The sequence below is a fragment of the Kingella kingae genome, assembly GCF_900475905.1.
In the GTDB taxonomy this organism is placed as follows: domain Bacteria; phylum Pseudomonadota; class Gammaproteobacteria; order Burkholderiales; family Neisseriaceae; genus Kingella; species Kingella kingae.
Genome location: NZ_LS483426.1, coordinates 42,331 through 58,822, shown reverse-complemented (window position 1 = coordinate 58,822; position 16,492 = coordinate 42,331). Strand labels below are relative to the sequence as shown.

Genomic DNA, 16,492 nt, shown 5'->3' with positions numbered 1-16,492 from the left:
TTTTCAGGCAGCCTGCACCATGTTTACCGACCCTTATCAATATTTAGAAAATTTACACGCCTCCGAAACGCAAAAATTCCACCAATCTGCCCACGCCGAAACGCTGGCGCAATTTTGCCAATCCGAAAATTTCCACAAAACAAAACAACAAATTACCGAACAATTACAAGACGAGAGACAAATCCCCTTTTGCCAAGAACACCGCGCCCGAATGTACCATTTTCATCAGTCGGCGGATTTGCCCAAAGGCGTGTATCGCATGTGCAGCGCAGCAAGCTATCGTGCTGGAATTCCTGATTGGGAAATTTTATTTTCAGTTGCGGATTTTGATGAAATTTTGGGCGATGATGTGTATTTAGACGGCGTGTCGCATTATGTGGAACGCCCTGAATTGGCGTTGATTTCGTTGTCTTCACAAGGTTCGGATAGTGCGTACACGATTGAATTTAATCTGAAAACGGGCGAAATTGTGTCGGGTGGTTTTCATTTTCCATTAGGCAAAAATCATGTGGCTTGGCGCGATGAAAACAGCGTTTGGGTTTGCCCTGCGTGGGACGAGCGGCAGCTCACGACTTCGGGTTATCCGCGTCAGGTTTGGTTGATGCAGCGCGGTCAGTCGTTTGACGAAGCCACGCCTGTTTACGAAATGGATGCGGACGGCGTAATGGTCAGCGCGTGGCGTTATTTGGACGCGCAGGGTGCGCCGTTGGATTTGATTGAAGCGAATACATCTTTCTTTCAAAAGGATTATTTTTATGTGAATGCGGATTTGGCAGCGGTGAAATTGGCTCTGCCGCGAGATTGTGAAGTCGTGGGTTATTTGGCTGGGCAATTATTTTTGCATTTGAAATCGGATTGGCAGCGCAGTAAGCAAAAATATGTTTCGGGCAGCCTGATTGCGGTGAAATTGAATAAGGGCGAGTTGGGCGAAGCGTTTTGTTTGTTTGCGCCAACGAGTTCGCAAGCGTTGGAACTGATTGAAACGACACGGAAATTTGTGATTTCGAGTTTGTTGGACAATGTTTCAGGCAGCCTGAAAGCGTGGAAATGGGAAAATGGCGCGTGGGTTGAGCAGGCGTTACCGCGTTTTCCAAATGGCGCGATTGAGCTTGCCGACCAGCCTTGGGGTGGCGATACGGTTTACTTGGCGGCGAGTGATTTTGTTACGCCTTTGACTTTGTTTGCGTTGGATTTGAATGTGATGGAATTGACGGTTTTGCGCCGTCAGCCGAAACAGTTTGACGCGCAAGGTATTGTGGTTACACAGAATTTTGCTACTTCGGCGGACGGTACGCGCATCCCGTATTATCACGTTGGCAAAACGCAATCGCCCGATACGCCGACTTTGGTTTATGTGTACGGCGGTTTTGCTGTGCCTGAATTGCCGCATTATATGGGCGCGATTGGGCGGCATTGGTTGGAGCGTGGCGGTGCGTTTGTGTTGGCGAATGTGCGCGGCGGCGGCGAGTTTACGCATTGGCACACGGCGGCGCAGCGTGAAAATAAACATAAGAGCGTTGATGATTTGTTATCGGTAATCAATGATTTAGTGGAACGCGGGTACAGCAGCGCGAAAAAAATCGCCATTCAAGGCGGCAGCAATGGCGGTTTGGTGGTTGCATCCGCATTTTGCAGGCTGCCTGAAAATTTGGGCGCGATGATTTGCGAAGTGCCGCTTACGGATATGTTGCGCTACACGGAATTGTACGCAGGCGCGAGTTGGATTGACGAATATGGCGACCCTGCCGACCCGAAAATGCGCGAGTATTTGGCGGCGTTTTCGCCGTATCATCAACTTTCAGGCAGCCTGAATTATCCGCCAGCGTTCATCACGACCAGTTTGTCGGACGACCGCGTTCACCCTGCTCACGCGCTGAAATTTTATGCGAAATTGCGCGACAATCCGAATGCGAAAGCGTGGCTGTTTGCGCCCGAAAAAGGCGGACACACAGGCAACGGCACGCAAGCGGAAACGGCGGAAGAATTGGCGGCGGTGTTTGAGTTTTTGGATTGGGCGATTGTTTCGTAAACTGTAAAGCAGCCTGCAAATAGCAAATGGGGACGGAGTTTATTTTCCATTTCTTTTGTGTTTTATAGTGGATTAAATTTAGATTAGTACAGTGTTGCCAACTCCCTTATGTGTTAGATGTACACGGCGGTCGTTGTCGCCTTGTCCTAATCTAAATTTAATCCACTATACAAAAACAATAGCAGGTTGGTTCAGAAAACCAACCCACTGTAATGTGCAGGCTGCTTTATATTAGTTCGCTACGGTAAAGCGTTGGAATAAATGCGCTTTTTTCTCAACATCATCAACCAAAGCCGCCGCCAAATCAGGCAAGGCAATATCCGCAGGCGAACCGTCCGCGTTCAACAACACATCATCTGCGCCCACACGGTACACGCCTGTTTTCTCAAATTGCACTTCTGCCACCGCAAACATCGCAGCGGGCGACACAAACGACCAGTTCACATCACGGCGTTCACGCAAGTTATCCAACAAAACGCGCATGGCATTCGCAGCAGGGAACACTTCCGCAGGGAAGTCATGCGTATCCACCAAAGCCAAATTAGGCGCAGCATTTAGGCTGCCTGCACCGCCCACAACCAACAAATACGGCACTTGCGCGGTTTTCGCTGCTGCCAAAATGCTGTCGTAGCCTTTGTTGATGTCCGCCACGATGTTTGAGTTTTCCCAACCACCGTTAAACGCGCTAATCACAGCGTCAAAACCTGCCAATTTTTCCGCAAAATCCGCGTCGTTTACGTCCGCTTTTACAGCAGTAACAGTTGGATTTTGAAATACTTTTTTAGGGCTACGCGCCAATGCGGTTACTTCGTGTCCGCGTGCTGCCAATTCTTGAACGGTTGCGTTACCTACCAAACCAGTTGAGCCGATTACTGCGATTTTTATGATTTTTTTCCTTATAAATAAATAGGTTAAAAAATAAAAATATTTTTCAGTTGTTTGAAAAATGTTTGCGTTGATTAAGTGAGGCGAAGTATAATGAAGTTACTTACTTTTGGTAAGTACTTACAAAAAAGTAAGTAAACAAAATTTTGATTAGTTTATTGATTTTATATGGAATTTATTTTATGGAAAAAGGTAATGTATTGGCGAGCGCGTGTCCATCGCGTGAAATTTTGCGCCATTTGACGAGTCGTTGGGGCGTATTGGTGTTGATTGTGTTGCAGCAAAACAAGCCACAACGATTCAGCGAATTGCGCCGCAGCATTGACGGCGTGAGCGAGCGTATGCTGACGGAAACGCTGAAAAATTTGGAACAAGACGGCATGGTGGTTCGCCAATCTTTTCAAACTGTTCCGCCACACGTTGAATATTCGCTAACCGATTTTGGCAAAACGGCGGCGGATAAATTGCAGGATTTGGTAGATTGGCTGGAAAATAATTTGGCCGATATTTTGGCAACGCATGTTCATGCAGTATAAAAAAGTGCAGGCTGCTTTTTAGCGGGAAAATCCGTTAAAAAGCAGCCTGCACTTTATGTTTACGCGATAAATTACGCCGCAGCCTTATCGCCCAACTCTTTCGCCAAATACAACCACGTTTCAATCACAGTATCTGGGTTCAACGAAATTGTTTCAATGCCTTCTTCCACCAACCATTTCGCAAAATCGGGGTGGTCAGACGGGCCTTGTCCACAAATGCCAACGTATTTATTGTGTTTGCGACAAGCGGAAATCGCCAAGTGGAACATCACTTTAACCGCCGCGTTGCGTTCGTCAAACGTGCTGGCGATTGGGCCGCCACTGTCGCGGTCTACGCCCAAAGTCAGTTGCGTCATATCGTTTGAACCGATAGAGAAGCCGTCAAAGTATTTTAAGAATTGCTCGGCAAGCAAGGCATTACTTGGCACTTCGCACATCATAATTAAGCGCAAACCGTTTTTGCCGCGTTCCAAACCATTTGCTTTTAGCGCGTGAATCACTTGTTCCGCTTCGCTTAACGTGCGAACAAACGGAATCATGATTTCCACATTGGTCAAACCCATTTCATCGCGCACATATTTCAAGGCTTGGCATTCCAGCGCAAACGCTTCTTTGAAATCTTCCGACACATAACGCGCGGCACCACGGAAACCTAACATTGGGTTTTCTTCGTGTGGTTCATAGACATTGCCGCCAACCAAACCAGCGTATTCATTGGATTTGAAATCGGACATACGCACAATCACTTTGCGCGGATAAACCGAAGCCGCCAAAGTTGCCACGCCTTCCGCAATTTTATCTACATAGAATTGTTTAGGCGATGTGTAACCTGCAATGCGGTCGCGGATTTCATTTTGCAAATCAGCGTCTTGTTTATTAAAATCAATCAAGGCTTTCGGGTGAATACCGATTTGACGGTTGATGATAAATTCCATACGCGCCAAGCCAATGCCCTCGCTTGGAATGCTGGCAAAGCTAAACGCTAATTCAGGGTTGCCCACATTCATCATGATTTTGACAGGGGCTTTGGGCATATTGTCCAATGCGACTTCATCAACATTCACATTCAACAAACCCTCGTAAATCAAACCTGTATCGCCCTCGGCACAAGATACAGTAACTTCTTGACCTTCTTGCAAAATATGCGAAGCGTTACCACAACCCACTACCGCAGGAATACCCAATTCACGCGCAATAATTGCCGCGTGGCAAGTGCGTCCGCCACGATTGGTTACGATTGCTGCTGCGCGTTTCATCACAGGTTCCCAGTCAGGGTCAGTCATATCCGTAACCAAAATATCGCCTGCCTGAACGCTGTCCATTTCCGAAGCGTCTTTAACCAAGCGCACCTTGCCTTGACCTACTTTTTGACCAATCGCACGACCTTCGCATAACACTTTGCGTTCGCCCGAAATAGTGTAGCGGCGCAAACTATTTCCCTGCTCTTTTTCTTGCGATTTCACCGTTTCAGGACGCGCTTGCAAAATATACAATTTACCGTCCACACCATCGCGCCCCCATTCAATATCCATTGGGCGACCGTAGTGTTCTTCAATAATCAGCGCGTATTTGGCAAGCTCGGTAATTTCTTCATTACTAATAGAAAATTGCTTGCGCTCATTGGCTGGCACGTCCACCACTTGCACTGATTTACCTGCTTGTGCGCTGTCGGTAAACGTCATTTTAATCAGTTTAGAACCCATTGTTTTACGCAAAATCGCAGGTTTGCTCGCGCGTAAAGTCGGTTTATGAACGTAAAATTCATCGGGATTTACCGCACCTTGAACCACCGTTTCGCCCAAACCGTAAGACGATGTAACGAAAACCACATCTTCAAAACCGCTTTCCGTGTCAATGGAGAACATCACGCCAGCCGCGCCGCTATCCGAACGCACCATGCGTTGCACACCAGCCGATAACGCCACGATGTCATGCGCGAAACCTTTGTGAACGCGATAAGAAATGGCACGGTCATTGTACAAAGACGCAAACACATGGTGCATGGCTTCTTTCACGTTTTCCAACCCATTGATGTTTAAGAATGTTTCTTGCTGACCTGCAAAAGAAGCGTCAGGCAAATCTTCTGCCGTTGCCGAAGAACGCACTGCTACCGAAATTTGGTCAGTGCCAGCGTCCGCCACCATTTTGTTCCACGCGGTTTCAATGTCCGCGTTTAATTCCGCAGGGAAAGGCGTTTCCAAAATCCATTGGCGAATTTCTTTGCCGACACGCGCCAATTCGGTTACATCGTCCACGTCCAACGCCGCCAACGCTGCCGAAATGCGGTCAGCCAAGCCTTCGTGCGCCAAAAACGCGCGGTACGCGGCTGCCGTTGTGGCAAAACCGCTTGGAACGCGCACACCTTTGTTGGCAAGTTGCGAAATCATTTCGCCCAAAGAGGCATTTTTACCGCCCACGCTTTCCACATCGGTCATGCGTAAGTTTTCAAACCAAATCACGTTTTGAGACATTGCTTGTGTCCTTTTGTCAGGTTAGTAGAAAAAATGTAAAGAAATGGTAAACCATGCGGCGCATTTTAGCCTGTGTTGTGCTTAATGTCATGTGTTTTTGTGGGGGGGGTGAGTGCAGGCTGCTTGGTTTTTGCTTTTGTTGTTTGATGTAGTTTGTTTTATTTTTTGAGCAAAATTCTATTTGTTTGGCAGATTTATTGGGATAGAAATAGCATAAATCAGCAAAGTAAATAAAAAATTTGCTATTTTGTAGCGAATTATTGGATTGAATAAATGCTTATGTAGTGTGATGTAATTTCGCAAGCAGCCTGCATATTTAGGTACAATTCGCCTTTTGCAACATATGTTCGGTATACGAAAAAAAATTTTGTATATAGGCAAATCCCTAACCCTCTCCCAAAGAAGAGGGAACAAGATTGCTGTAACTTAAAGTTTTGTCGTGTACTGAACAACATATCAGGAAAAACTATGTTTTTTGTAGATAGAATGGCAGCCGTGTTAAAACCCACCGAAGCGTTTTTGGCGTGGCTCAAACAGCATAACCTCGATTTCCCCGATTTGACGGTAGAGCAACTTCGCGCGAATTGCAGCGTGTTTTTGTTACCCGTGTTTGACGAACCCGAAGAAGCGGTGGCGTATGTGGGTGAGCGTTATCAATCGCTGTTTGCGGCGGAATTAGCATCGTGGAGCATAGACGAGAAAGATTTTCCACAACCGTTTGATTTGGCTCAGTTTTGGGCGTTTTTTGAGCTAGACGTTCACGATATGGTGCTGGATTTGGAAGAAGCGCAATGGCAGGGCGGCGAAGTGCTGGAATAATCATCGCCATCAAGCGTTCCAAGCTTTATGATGTTTTGTGGATAGGGTTGTGCGCGGTGCAGGCTGCTTGCGTGTGGCTTTATTTTGCAGGCGGTTTGCGTTGGCTGTTGTTGTGTTTGACTTTGATGACTGGCGCGTGGGCGTGGCGGCAACAACGGCAAACAGCGCTGCGCGTCCACACCATTCAACTGCATGATGACGGTGTGGCGCGGTTATTCATCGCCCACGAATCGTGTCAGGCTAGATTGGGTGCAGGCTGCTTGTTTGTGCCGCGTGTTGCCATCGTGCATTGGCAGCTGGACAACGGACGCAGCGTGCGCCAATTTTTGTTGCCCGATAGCTTGAATGCAGACGATTGGCGCAAATTGTTTGTTTGGGCGACTTGGGCGCAGAAAGAATAGTGCAGGCTGCTTTTAAACATTTCGGCGCATGGCAGAAATGGTTCAATTTTAGGTAATCTTGTTCCCTCTCCTGTGGGAGAGGGCTAGGGAGAGGGAAAACGGTTGCATAAAGCGATGATTGGCTATGGCTAACAAGATTTGCCCTCTCCCCAATCTCTCCTAAAGGAGAGGGAGTAAATCGGCTTAATGTCGTTCATTTTGTTGTATTAGAAACGAAAGTAATCATGTCAGACAAAATCTTAATCATTTCCCCATCGTGGATTGGCGATTGCGTGATGTCGCAACCCATGTTACGGCGTTTGCACGAATTGCGTGCAGGTTGCCAAATCGATGTGTTCGCGCCCAAATGGTCGCAAGCCGTGTATGCGCGTATGCCCGAAGTTAGCGAGATTTTGGACAACCCATTTGGGCATGGTGCATTGCAGTTGCGCGAACGTTGGCGAGTAGGGCGCGAATTGGGTAAACGCGGTTATACACAAGTAATTGTGTTGCCAGGCTCGCTCAAATCCGCGATTGTGGCAGTGGCAACAGGTGCGAAACGGCGCACAGGTTGGGTGGGCGAAATGCGTTACGGCTTGCTCAACGATGCGCGTAAACTGGATAAAACCGCGCTGTATTTGATGGTGGATAGATACACCGCGTTGGCACACGATAATCTGGCAGACTTTACAGGTTCGGATTATCCACGTTTGCAGGTAAACGAAGTCGCCCAGCAAAATGCCTTAACGCAATACAACTTGCACCACAATCAGCCGATTTTGGCTTTGTGTGCAGGCGCAGAATTTGGTACGGCAAAACGCTGGTTGCCTGAACACTATGCCGCCACCGCGCAGCATTATCTGCAACAAGGCTGGCAAGTTTGGCTGTTTGGTTCGCCCAAAGATTTTGACGTATCGGAGCAAATCAACCAGCAGGCAGGCGGTGCGTGTGTTAATTTGTGTGGCAAAACTAGCTTGGCAGACGCGATAGATTTATTGTCATGCGTGGACAGCGTGGTGGGCAACGACAGCGGTTTGATGCACTTGTCGGCAGCGTTGGGGCGTAAATTGGTTGCCGTGTATGGTTCAACCGACCCCAAACACGCGCCACCGTTGAGTGATGTGGCACGACTTACTTCGTTGAATTTGGATTGCAGCCCCTGTGTGCAGCGCGATTGTCCGTTGGGTCATCACGATTGTATGCGTAAACTGATGCCCGAGCGCGTGATTGGCTTGCTGGACGAATTAAACAATCAAAACAAATAATTAGAGCGAAAAAATAGTCAAAGCATTGATTTTTTTGTTACAATACGCACCTGCCTAATTGTGCAGGCTGCTTTTGAAGCGTAAAAAGCAGCCTGCACCTATATTTTTTATCATTAAAATAGAAGGACAATTATCATGATGATTTTGTATTCAGGCACAACCTGCCCATTTAGTCACCGTTGCCGTTTTGTGTTGTTTGAAAAAGGCATGGACTTTGAAATCAAAGACATTGACGTGTTCAACAAGCCAGAAGATTTGGCGGTGATGAATCCGTATAACGAAGTGCCTGTGTTGGTGGAACGCGATTTGGTGTTATACGAATCCAACATCATCAACGAATACATTGACGAACGTTTCCCACATCCACAACTGATGCCTGTCGACCCCGTAATGCGCGGTCGCGGACGTTTGGTGTTGCACCGCTTGGAAAAAGAATTGTTTATCCACGTTAAAACGCTAGAAAACCCAACATCAACCGCCAAAGAACAAAGTAAAGCGCGTGAAGCGATTGCCGATGGTTTGACCATGATTGCGCCAGCGTTCACTAAAAACAAATACGTTTTGGGCGATGATTTTTCGATGATTGATGTCGCGCTTGCCCCATTGTTGTGGCGATTAGACCACTACGAAATCAAACTGGGCAAAGCCGCTGCACCAATTTTGAAATCTGCCGAACGCATTTTCCAACGCTCAGCGTTTATTGATGCGCTGACCCCAGCCGAAAAAGCCATGCGCCGATAAGGTGTTGTTATGACGATGACTTCTACTAAACCTTATTTGATTCGCGCCTTGTATGAATGGTGTTTGGACAACGGTTGCACGCCATATTTGGCAACGTGGGTAAACGAACACACGCGCGTGCCAGCGCAATATGTGCAAGACAACCAAATTGTGTTGAGCATCAGCCCCAGCGCAACCAAAGACTTGCAAATTGACAACGAATGGGTGTCGTTTCATGCGCGATTTGGCGGCGTGTCGCACGAAATTTGGATTCCTGTGGGACACGTTATCGGCTTGTATGCTAAAGAAACGGGCGAGGGCATGGGCTTTGAAGTGCAGCCGTATCAACCTGATGATGCGGCAACCGTAGGTCAGGAACTAGACCGCGACCAAAGCAGCCTGCAATCTGATGACGAGCCTGCTGAACCGCGTGCCAAAGTGGTTAAATTTAAGAAATCGGAGTAGGGCGTATGAAAAAATATGCAATGGGTTTATTGGTGTTGATGGGTTTGACGGCGTGTTCAGCATCGGGCAGCGGTCAAACCGAAATGTATGGCACGATTAAAGGTGGTGTGGAAACCAGCCGCACGTTTTAATCTCACTTAACGCAGAAGAGCTGTCTTGATTGTAAGACGGCTTTTTTGTTGCATCTTGTCAAATTTCATCGCGCAAACATGGCACAAGGTTCGCGTGATAGGCGCGATTGGTATAAAATACGCCGTCTTTTTATATTGATAGAGTTGTGTTTATGAATCCCACTTTGTTTACTCGTTCGGTGCAGGCTGCTTTGTTGCTGTTGGCGTTATCGGCTTGTCAATCGTTACCGTCCACAGGCCCAAGTCTGCGACAAATCAGCCAAATGCAGCCCGAAAGCGAGCGAAGCCAAGTGCAGGCTGCTTTGCCGCCTGTGCAAATCATAGACATAGACGATGCCGTATCGCTGCAAATGGCAAAAGATAATGTGCCGCAATCCTTAACCGATTTGGCGCAAGGCAAAGACGGCGCAGCAGATGCGGTGGGCGTGGGCGATGTGTTGGAAATTACTTTGTGGGAATCACCGCCTGCGTTGTTATTTGGTGGCGCAATCAATTCTATGGGGTCGGGAACGGCGCAAACGGTGGCATTGCCTGCACAAATGGTCAGCGCAAATGGCACGATTTCTGTGCCGTTTTTGGGCAATATCGCGGTTAAAGGCAAAACGCCCGAGCAAATCCAACAGCAAATTGTAGCGGGTTTACAGCGCAAAGCCAATCAACCACAAGCCTTGGTACGCCTAACGCAAAATAATTCTGCCAATGCCACGATTATTCGCGCAGGACGAAGCGTGCGTGTGCCATTGACTGCCAATCGCGAGCGTGTGTTGGACGCGGTGGCGGCGGTGGGTGGTGTGGAGCAGGAAATCTACAATATTTCCTTGCAACTGACGCGCGGCAATCAAGTTCGCGTTGTGCCGTTGGAAAATATTGCCGCACAACCTGCACAAAATATCGTGCTACGCGCTGGCGATGTGCTGACTTTGCAAACCAGTCCGCAATCGTTTACGGCATTGGGCGCGGTAGGAAAAAATCAAGCGTTTAATATTTCGGCGCGTGGCATGAATTTGGGCGAAGCAATGGGCGCAATGGGCGGTTTGCTAGACCGCCGTTCTGACCCACGTGGTGTGTTTGTGTTCCGCTATCAAACCATGAGCAGCTTGTCGCCAGCCGAACAAATTATTTGGAAACAACGTGGTTACGCACCACACATGAGTGTGCCTGTGGTGTATCGCATGGATTTGACCCAACCACATTCTTTGTTCTGGCTACAACGCTTTGCGATGCGCGATAAAGATATTATTTATGTTGCCAACGCGCCTGTGTCGGAATTGCAAAAATTCCTGCAATTTGTGTTCGCGCCTGTTACAACGGGCGTGGGTAGCATCAATGGTTTGACCAATTAACGTGATGATTCATAACGCAAAAAATATAAAAAGCAGCCTGCACTTTATATATGAGTTTGTACAACAATGTGCAGGCTGCTTTTCAATTACAAAGGAAACAAGACATGACATCTGAATCCAATACCGAAAATACCGAACCCAAAAAGCCCAAATTCAATCTCAAAAAAATCAATTTCCTATTTTTGGGCATCGTGGTTGTACCAACGGTTTTGTCGGCAATTTATTTTGGCGCGATTGCTGCTGACCGCTATGTGTCCGAATCCAGCTTTGTCGTGCGTTCGGCAAACAATCAAAGCAATGTGTCTAATTTGGGCGCGTTGTTTCAAAATGTCGGCATTTCACGCTCGCAAGACGATATTTACACTGTGCAAGAATATATGCGCTCGCGTTCGGCTTTGGGCGAATTGTCCAAACAGATACCTGTGCGCTCGTTCTATGAAAAAGGTGGCGATATATTCAGCCAATTCAATGGCTTTGGATTGGAAAAACTGGATTCAGACGAAGCGTTTTATCAATATTACAGCCGCAAAGTGAGCATTGATTTTGATGCTGTATCGGGCATTTCTACCTTGCGCGTGCAGTCGTTTGATGCGGATAACTCATATCAAATCAATCAAGCCTTGTTGCAAAAGGGCGAAGATTTAATCAACCGAATTAATAGCCGTGCACGTCAGGACACGATTTCGTTTGCCGAAAAAGCCGTTCGTACCGCACAAGATAAAGTTGCCACGTCTGCCGAAGCCTTGCGTACATTCCGTACTCAAAATGGCGTGTTGGATTTGAAAGAGCAATCCAGTATGCAGGCTGCTTTGATTTCCAAGCTGCAAGACGAGTTAATCAGCATTCAAACGCAGCTTGACCAAGTTCGCGCCGTTACGCCCGACAACCCACAAATTGACGGCTTGCAAACTCGTGAGCGCAGTTTATTGGGCGAAATTTCGCGTCAAACCAAATTGATGACAGGTGCGACGGGACGTTCCATTGCCAACAAAGCCGCCGAATATCAGCATTTGATGCTAGACAACGACCTTGCCGAAAAACAATTAACCGTGGCAATTGGCTCGCTGGAAACCGCCAAAGCCGAAGCCGAACGCCAACAGCTTTATTTGGAAGTGGTGTCCAAACCCAGCAAACCCGATATGGCGCAACTGCCATCGCGTTTGTATAACATCATTGCCACTTTGATTATTAGTTTAATGGTATATGGCATTTGCAGCCTGCTGTCTGCCAGCATTCGTGAGCATAAAAACTAATGAAAAGCAAAGCCTTACATGAAACCAGCTTTCGTGAATCGCTGGCTATTCAAAAACGTGTGATTGGTGCATTGTTGATGCGCGAAATCATCACGCGCTATGGACGTGCCAACATCGGCTTTTTGTGGCTGTTTATTGAGCCACTTGCCATGACGGTGATGCTGGTGTTGATGTGGAAATTTATTCGCGCTAACCAAATTTCATCGCTCAATATGGTAGCGTTTGTGATGACGGGCTACCCAATGGCAATGATGTGGCGCAATGCGTCCAACCGCGCCATTGGTGCGATTGCGGCAAACCAAAGTTTGCTATATCACCGCAATGTGCGCGTGTTGGACACGATTGTGGCGCGAATGATATTGGAGATTGCAGGCGCAACCATTGCCCAAATCGCCATTATGACGGTGTTGATTTTAATTGGCTGGATTCCGACCCCTGATGACGTGTTCTATATGCTGATTGCGTGGCTGCTGATGGCGTGGTTTGCTATTGGGCTGGGTTTAATTATTTGTTCGATTGCGTTTCGCTTTGAAGTATTTGGCAAGCTATGGAACACGTTTAGCTTTGTGTTGATGCCGCTTTCGGGCGTGTTTTTCTTTGTACATTCTTTGCCCTATGCAGGACGCGACATCGCGCTGTCCATTCCTATGGTGCATGGCACAGAAATGTTCCGCCACGGTTATTTTGGTTCATCGGTTATCACTTATGAAAGCCCGTGGTTTTTGGTGCTATCCAATTTGGTGCTAACGTGGTTGGGCTTGTTTATGGTGAGCCGATTTAGTCAGAAAGTAGAATTGTTATGATTGAAGTACAACACGTCAGCAAATATTATCCAACCCGACAAGGTTTAAAAACCGTGTTGAATGACATCAATTTTACGCTGCACAAAGGCGAAAAACTGGGCATTTTAGGGCGCAACGGCGCAGGCAAATCCACGCTAATCCGCTTGATGAGCGGCGTGGAAATGCCCAGCAAAGGAGAAATTCGCCGCACGATGAGTATTTCGTGGCCATTAGCGTTTTCGGGCGCGTTTCAGGGCAGCTTAACAGGCATAGACAATTTGAATTTTATTTGTCGGATTTACAATGTTGATGCCGATTATGTGCGCGAATTCACCGAAGAGTTTTCCGAATTGGGCAATTATTTGCGCGAACCAGTCAAACGCTATTCATCGGGCATGAAAGCGCGATTGGCGTTTGCTTTGTCGCTGGCGGTGGAGTTTGACTGCTATTTGATTGATGAAGTAATTGCCGTGGGCGATTCGCGTTTTTCCGAAAAATGTCGCTACGAATTGTTTGAACGCCGACAAGACCGTTCGTTGATTTTGGTGTCGCACAGCAATAGCGCGATGAAGCAGTATTGCGACAATGCTATGGTGTTGGATAACGGTGAATTGCATCAGTTTGAAAACATGGATAAGGCATACGAGTTTTATCACACGAAATTGTAAGAAAAAGCAGCCTGCACTTTGTTACGTAAAGTGCAGGCTGCTTTGTTATGCGAAATGCTTATTCGCCCAATTCCGTTTGTTCATGCGCCATCAAATCTTGCCCTACATCACTCAACAGCGACAAATATCGCTCATAATGTTTCAGCATATCGGCAATCAATTCATTCTGACTCATATAACCCACATCGTAGCCAATGCGTCCATCAGAAAAATAAGTCGTTGGCACATAATCCGTTTCCTTTTGAATATTCGGTAAACGCTCATCAGCCACCAAATGCGGCGACACTTCACATGCCACCGAGCGAATGCCATACACAAAATCACGCATGGTTTCTTTTTGAATAATCAATTCCAACGCAGGCACATCATCATTAAACCGCTTATTCACTTGCGCGTGTAAGCCGTATTGATTGACCAATTCATTTTGCAATTGATACATCGCAGGCAAAGCGGTTTTCTTCAAAAAACGCAAAATATCTTGCTCTTCTGCTTGGCTCAACATATGCGACAAACGGTCGCGCCACTTTTCGCCCGTCCACATGGTTGCGCTGGGCGTGAATTTGGTGGAGAAATATTTATTGTCCGCCGCCAAACCTGTAAACAAACTCACACACATCAACAACATCAACACCGCAAATGGCAACGCCACAATCAAAGTCATGGTTTGCAAAGTCGCCAATCCGCCCGAACGCAGCAACACAATCGCTACCGCCGACATCAACACGCCCCACATTGCCGCTTGCCAGCGTTTCGCTGTCAAACTTTTGTCGCGAGAAGCAATATTATTCAACACATAAATGCCCGAATCCGCAGACGTAATAAAAAACAAGGCAATGCTAACCAACGCCATCACACTGGTTAAACCCGATAATGGCAAATAGTCCAAAAATTGAAACAGCAATTTTTCAGGCGCAGACGTGGCAGCCGACAACGCGCCATTTGCCACATTCGTATCCAACCAAATCGCGCTGTTGCCAAACACCGTAAACCACAAAATACAAAATATGCTTGGAATCACCAACACGCCAAACACAAATTCCCGAATCGTGCGACCACGAGAAATCCGCGCAATAAACAAGCCCACAAATGGTGCCCAAGAACACCACCAAGCCCAATACAACACCGTCCAACCTTGAAACCACTCTGTTTGTTCAGGCTGGTAAACATAGGTGCGGAAACTCAATGGAATCAACTGACTAAAATACATTCCCAAATTATCGCTAAATGCCGACAACAAATGCACCGTAGGCGCAGTACACAGTACAAACAACAACAAAGCAATCGCAATCAACAAATTGATTTCACTTAAAATTTTCACGCCCTTGCCCACGCCCGAAATTGCCGACAGCGTTGCCAACGTCATTACGACCGCAATCACGCCCACTTGCAGCGCGAAACTGTTTTCGCCAATCCAACCCAATTCCACCAAACCCGAACCCAGTTGCGCCGAGCCAAATCCCAGCGTTGTGATGATACCGAATAGTGTTGCAATCAACGCCACAATATCCACCACATCGCCCATTTTGCCGTTGATTTTGTCCTTCAAAAGCGGATAAAAACACGAGCGTAACGCCAACGGCAATTTATAGCGAAAACCAAAATACGCCAATGCCAACGCAATCATGCCGTACACCGCCCACGCATGAATGCCCCAGTGAAAAGCCGTGTGCAAAATCGCTTGTTGGCTGCGTTCGTGCAGGCTGCCCGAAACAATGCTGCTGTTGAAATGCGACAACGGTTCAGCCACACCAAAAAACATCAAACCCACACCCATGCCCGCCGCAAACAGCATTGCCATCCACGACATAAAGCTAAATTCGGGTTTTTCTTCATCGCTGCCGAGTTTGATTTTGCCCAAACCGCCCAGCGCGACAAACAACAGAAAAATTAAAAATAATGAAACCGAAAAAATATAAAACCAACTAAAATTTTGAAAAACCAATGATTTAGCTGTATTCAGAATGTGTTGTGTGCCGTTAGCCACGAATAATGTACACGCAACCAAAACCAACACGCTGATGAGTGTAACGCTCACCACAAATGGGTTGAACGATGAGTGTTTGTGCCAGAAATTTGTGTTTCTCATGGTCAAACTCCTTGTTTGATTAGATTATTTGAATGCTGCGGTGCAGCGCGAAATTTGATGAGATTTAACTCAAAATTGATAAGTATTTGATAATTATAACACAAAATCACAATTAAATAAAATTATGGATTTTTCCTTTTAAATTGAAGGAATTAAAGGCTGCCTGAAACCGTAAAAAAAGTAAATTTACGTTTAATTTCAGTAAAACAATTTGCTCGTAGAAAAATGATTTTGTTACTATTGAAACACTATTGTTACACCATAACTATTATTTCATAAAGGATAATTCCATGAAAAATTTATTAAAAAATATGTCCATTTTGGCGATTGCATTATCAGTGGGCGCGTGTGCTGGCGTAGATTGGACGCAAACCAGCTATGACTCAAGCCGCAAAACCAGTAACCATCGCGGTTTTGGTGATGACGTGATTGCGTCATTTGGTGGACTGGGTGGCGGCGCAAGTGTTCGCCAACAAAACGGCACATCATCGCAACAAAACAGCTCATTTTCCACACAATCACAGCGCGAACAAGGCAGCACGATGTTTGACCATCGCCACAATGAACAGCACAATTCTTCGCGTAGCGAGTCCACTTTTTCGTGGTAAGGTTTTTCAGGCAGCCTGAAAAATATTTACACTTCATTTTGTTAGATTTTG

Annotated in this window: 16 protein-coding genes; 13 read left to right on the top strand and 3 right to left on the bottom strand. The window is 46.8% G+C overall.

What is annotated here, in order from left to right:
• The first annotated feature begins 19 nt into the window (after positions 1-19).
• Entirely contained in the window at positions 20-2,029 is a 2,010-nt protein-coding gene (locus tag DQN52_RS00335) for a prolyl oligopeptidase family serine peptidase (RefSeq protein WP_003787309.1), read from the top strand.
• Positions 2,030-2,260: 231 nt separating this feature from the next.
• Here the strand turns inward: DQN52_RS00335 and DQN52_RS00330 are convergent, their stop codons facing one another.
• Positions 2,261-2,914 (bottom strand): NAD(P)-dependent oxidoreductase, encoded by a 654-nt coding sequence (locus tag DQN52_RS00330; RefSeq protein WP_032827762.1) that lies wholly within the window; start codon positions 2,912-2,914, stop codon positions 2,261-2,263.
• A gap of 182 nt (positions 2,915-3,096) precedes the next feature.
• Here DQN52_RS00330 and DQN52_RS00325 point away from each other — a divergent pair, with 182 nt between their 5' ends.
• Positions 3,097-3,450, top strand: a complete 354-nt coding sequence (locus tag DQN52_RS00325) for a winged helix-turn-helix transcriptional regulator (protein ID WP_003787313.1) — start codon at positions 3,097-3,099, stop codon at positions 3,448-3,450.
• A gap of 71 nt (positions 3,451-3,521) precedes the next feature.
• Here the strand turns inward: DQN52_RS00325 and ppsA are convergent, their stop codons facing one another.
• Entirely contained in the window at positions 3,522-5,921 is a 2,400-nt protein-coding gene (gene ppsA / locus DQN52_RS00320) for a phosphoenolpyruvate synthase (RefSeq protein WP_003787316.1), read from the bottom strand.
• Positions 5,922-6,389: 468 nt separating this feature from the next.
• On the opposite strand from ppsA, the gene DQN52_RS00315 reads away from it, so the two are divergent.
• From DQN52_RS00315 to DQN52_RS00275, 10 genes are all read left to right on the top strand, one after another.
• Positions 6,390-6,740, top strand: coding sequence for a hypothetical protein (locus DQN52_RS00315; protein WP_003787321.1), 351 nt, complete (start codon positions 6,390-6,392; stop codon positions 6,738-6,740).
• On the top strand, positions 6,713-7,141 hold the full coding sequence (locus tag DQN52_RS00310) for a protein YgfX (protein WP_003787323.1): 429 nt from the start codon (positions 6,713-6,715) through the stop codon (positions 7,139-7,141). Before DQN52_RS00315 ends, DQN52_RS00310 begins: the two co-directional genes overlap by 28 nt.
• Positions 7,142-7,365: 224 nt before the next feature.
• Positions 7,366-8,385, top strand: a complete 1,020-nt coding sequence (waaF, locus tag DQN52_RS00305) for a lipopolysaccharide heptosyltransferase II (RefSeq protein WP_003787325.1) — start codon at positions 7,366-7,368, stop codon at positions 8,383-8,385.
• Between the two features lie 135 nt (positions 8,386-8,520).
• The gene (locus DQN52_RS00300; protein ID WP_003787327.1) at positions 8,521-9,126 is read left to right on the top strand and encodes a glutathione S-transferase N-terminal domain-containing protein; all 606 of its coding nucleotides are present in this window, start codon (positions 8,521-8,523) and stop codon (positions 9,124-9,126) included.
• 9 nt (positions 9,127-9,135) lie between these two features.
• Positions 9,136-9,570 (top strand): ClpXP protease specificity-enhancing factor, encoded by a 435-nt coding sequence (locus DQN52_RS00295; protein WP_003787329.1) that lies wholly within the window; start codon positions 9,136-9,138, stop codon positions 9,568-9,570.
• 5 nt (positions 9,571-9,575) lie between these two features.
• Positions 9,576-9,701 (top strand): hypothetical protein, encoded by a 126-nt coding sequence (locus DQN52_RS11415; protein WP_003787330.1) that lies wholly within the window; start codon positions 9,576-9,578, stop codon positions 9,699-9,701.
• A 152-nt stretch (positions 9,702-9,853) separates the two neighbouring features.
• A complete protein-coding gene (locus DQN52_RS00290) occupies positions 9,854-11,044 on the top strand; it encodes a polysaccharide biosynthesis/export family protein (RefSeq protein ID WP_003787333.1) in 1,191 nt (396 codons plus the stop codon).
• A gap of 104 nt (positions 11,045-11,148) precedes the next feature.
• Positions 11,149-12,297 (top strand): capsule biosynthesis protein, encoded by a 1,149-nt coding sequence (locus tag DQN52_RS00285; protein WP_032827763.1) that lies wholly within the window; start codon positions 11,149-11,151, stop codon positions 12,295-12,297.
• The gene (locus tag DQN52_RS00280) at positions 12,297-13,100 is read left to right on the top strand and encodes an ABC transporter permease (RefSeq protein WP_003787341.1); all 804 of its coding nucleotides are present in this window, start codon (positions 12,297-12,299) and stop codon (positions 13,098-13,100) included. Before DQN52_RS00285 ends, DQN52_RS00280 begins: the two co-directional genes overlap by 1 nt.
• Positions 13,097-13,747, top strand: a complete 651-nt coding sequence (locus DQN52_RS00275; protein ID WP_003787342.1) for an ABC transporter ATP-binding protein — start codon at positions 13,097-13,099, stop codon at positions 13,745-13,747. Before DQN52_RS00280 ends, DQN52_RS00275 begins: the two co-directional genes overlap by 4 nt.
• 58 nt (positions 13,748-13,805) lie before the next feature.
• Here the strand turns inward: DQN52_RS00275 and DQN52_RS00270 are convergent, their stop codons facing one another.
• Positions 13,806-15,833, bottom strand: a complete 2,028-nt coding sequence (locus DQN52_RS00270; protein ID WP_003787343.1) for a BCCT family transporter — start codon at positions 15,831-15,833, stop codon at positions 13,806-13,808.
• A gap of 290 nt (positions 15,834-16,123) precedes the next feature.
• On the opposite strand from DQN52_RS00270, the gene DQN52_RS00265 reads away from it, so the two are divergent.
• Positions 16,124-16,441 carry a hypothetical protein gene (locus DQN52_RS00265; RefSeq protein WP_003787344.1) on the top strand — a complete coding sequence of 106 codons (318 nt, stop codon included), beginning with the start codon at positions 16,124-16,126 and terminating at the stop codon, positions 16,439-16,441.
• Positions 16,442-16,492 lie beyond the last annotated feature (51 nt).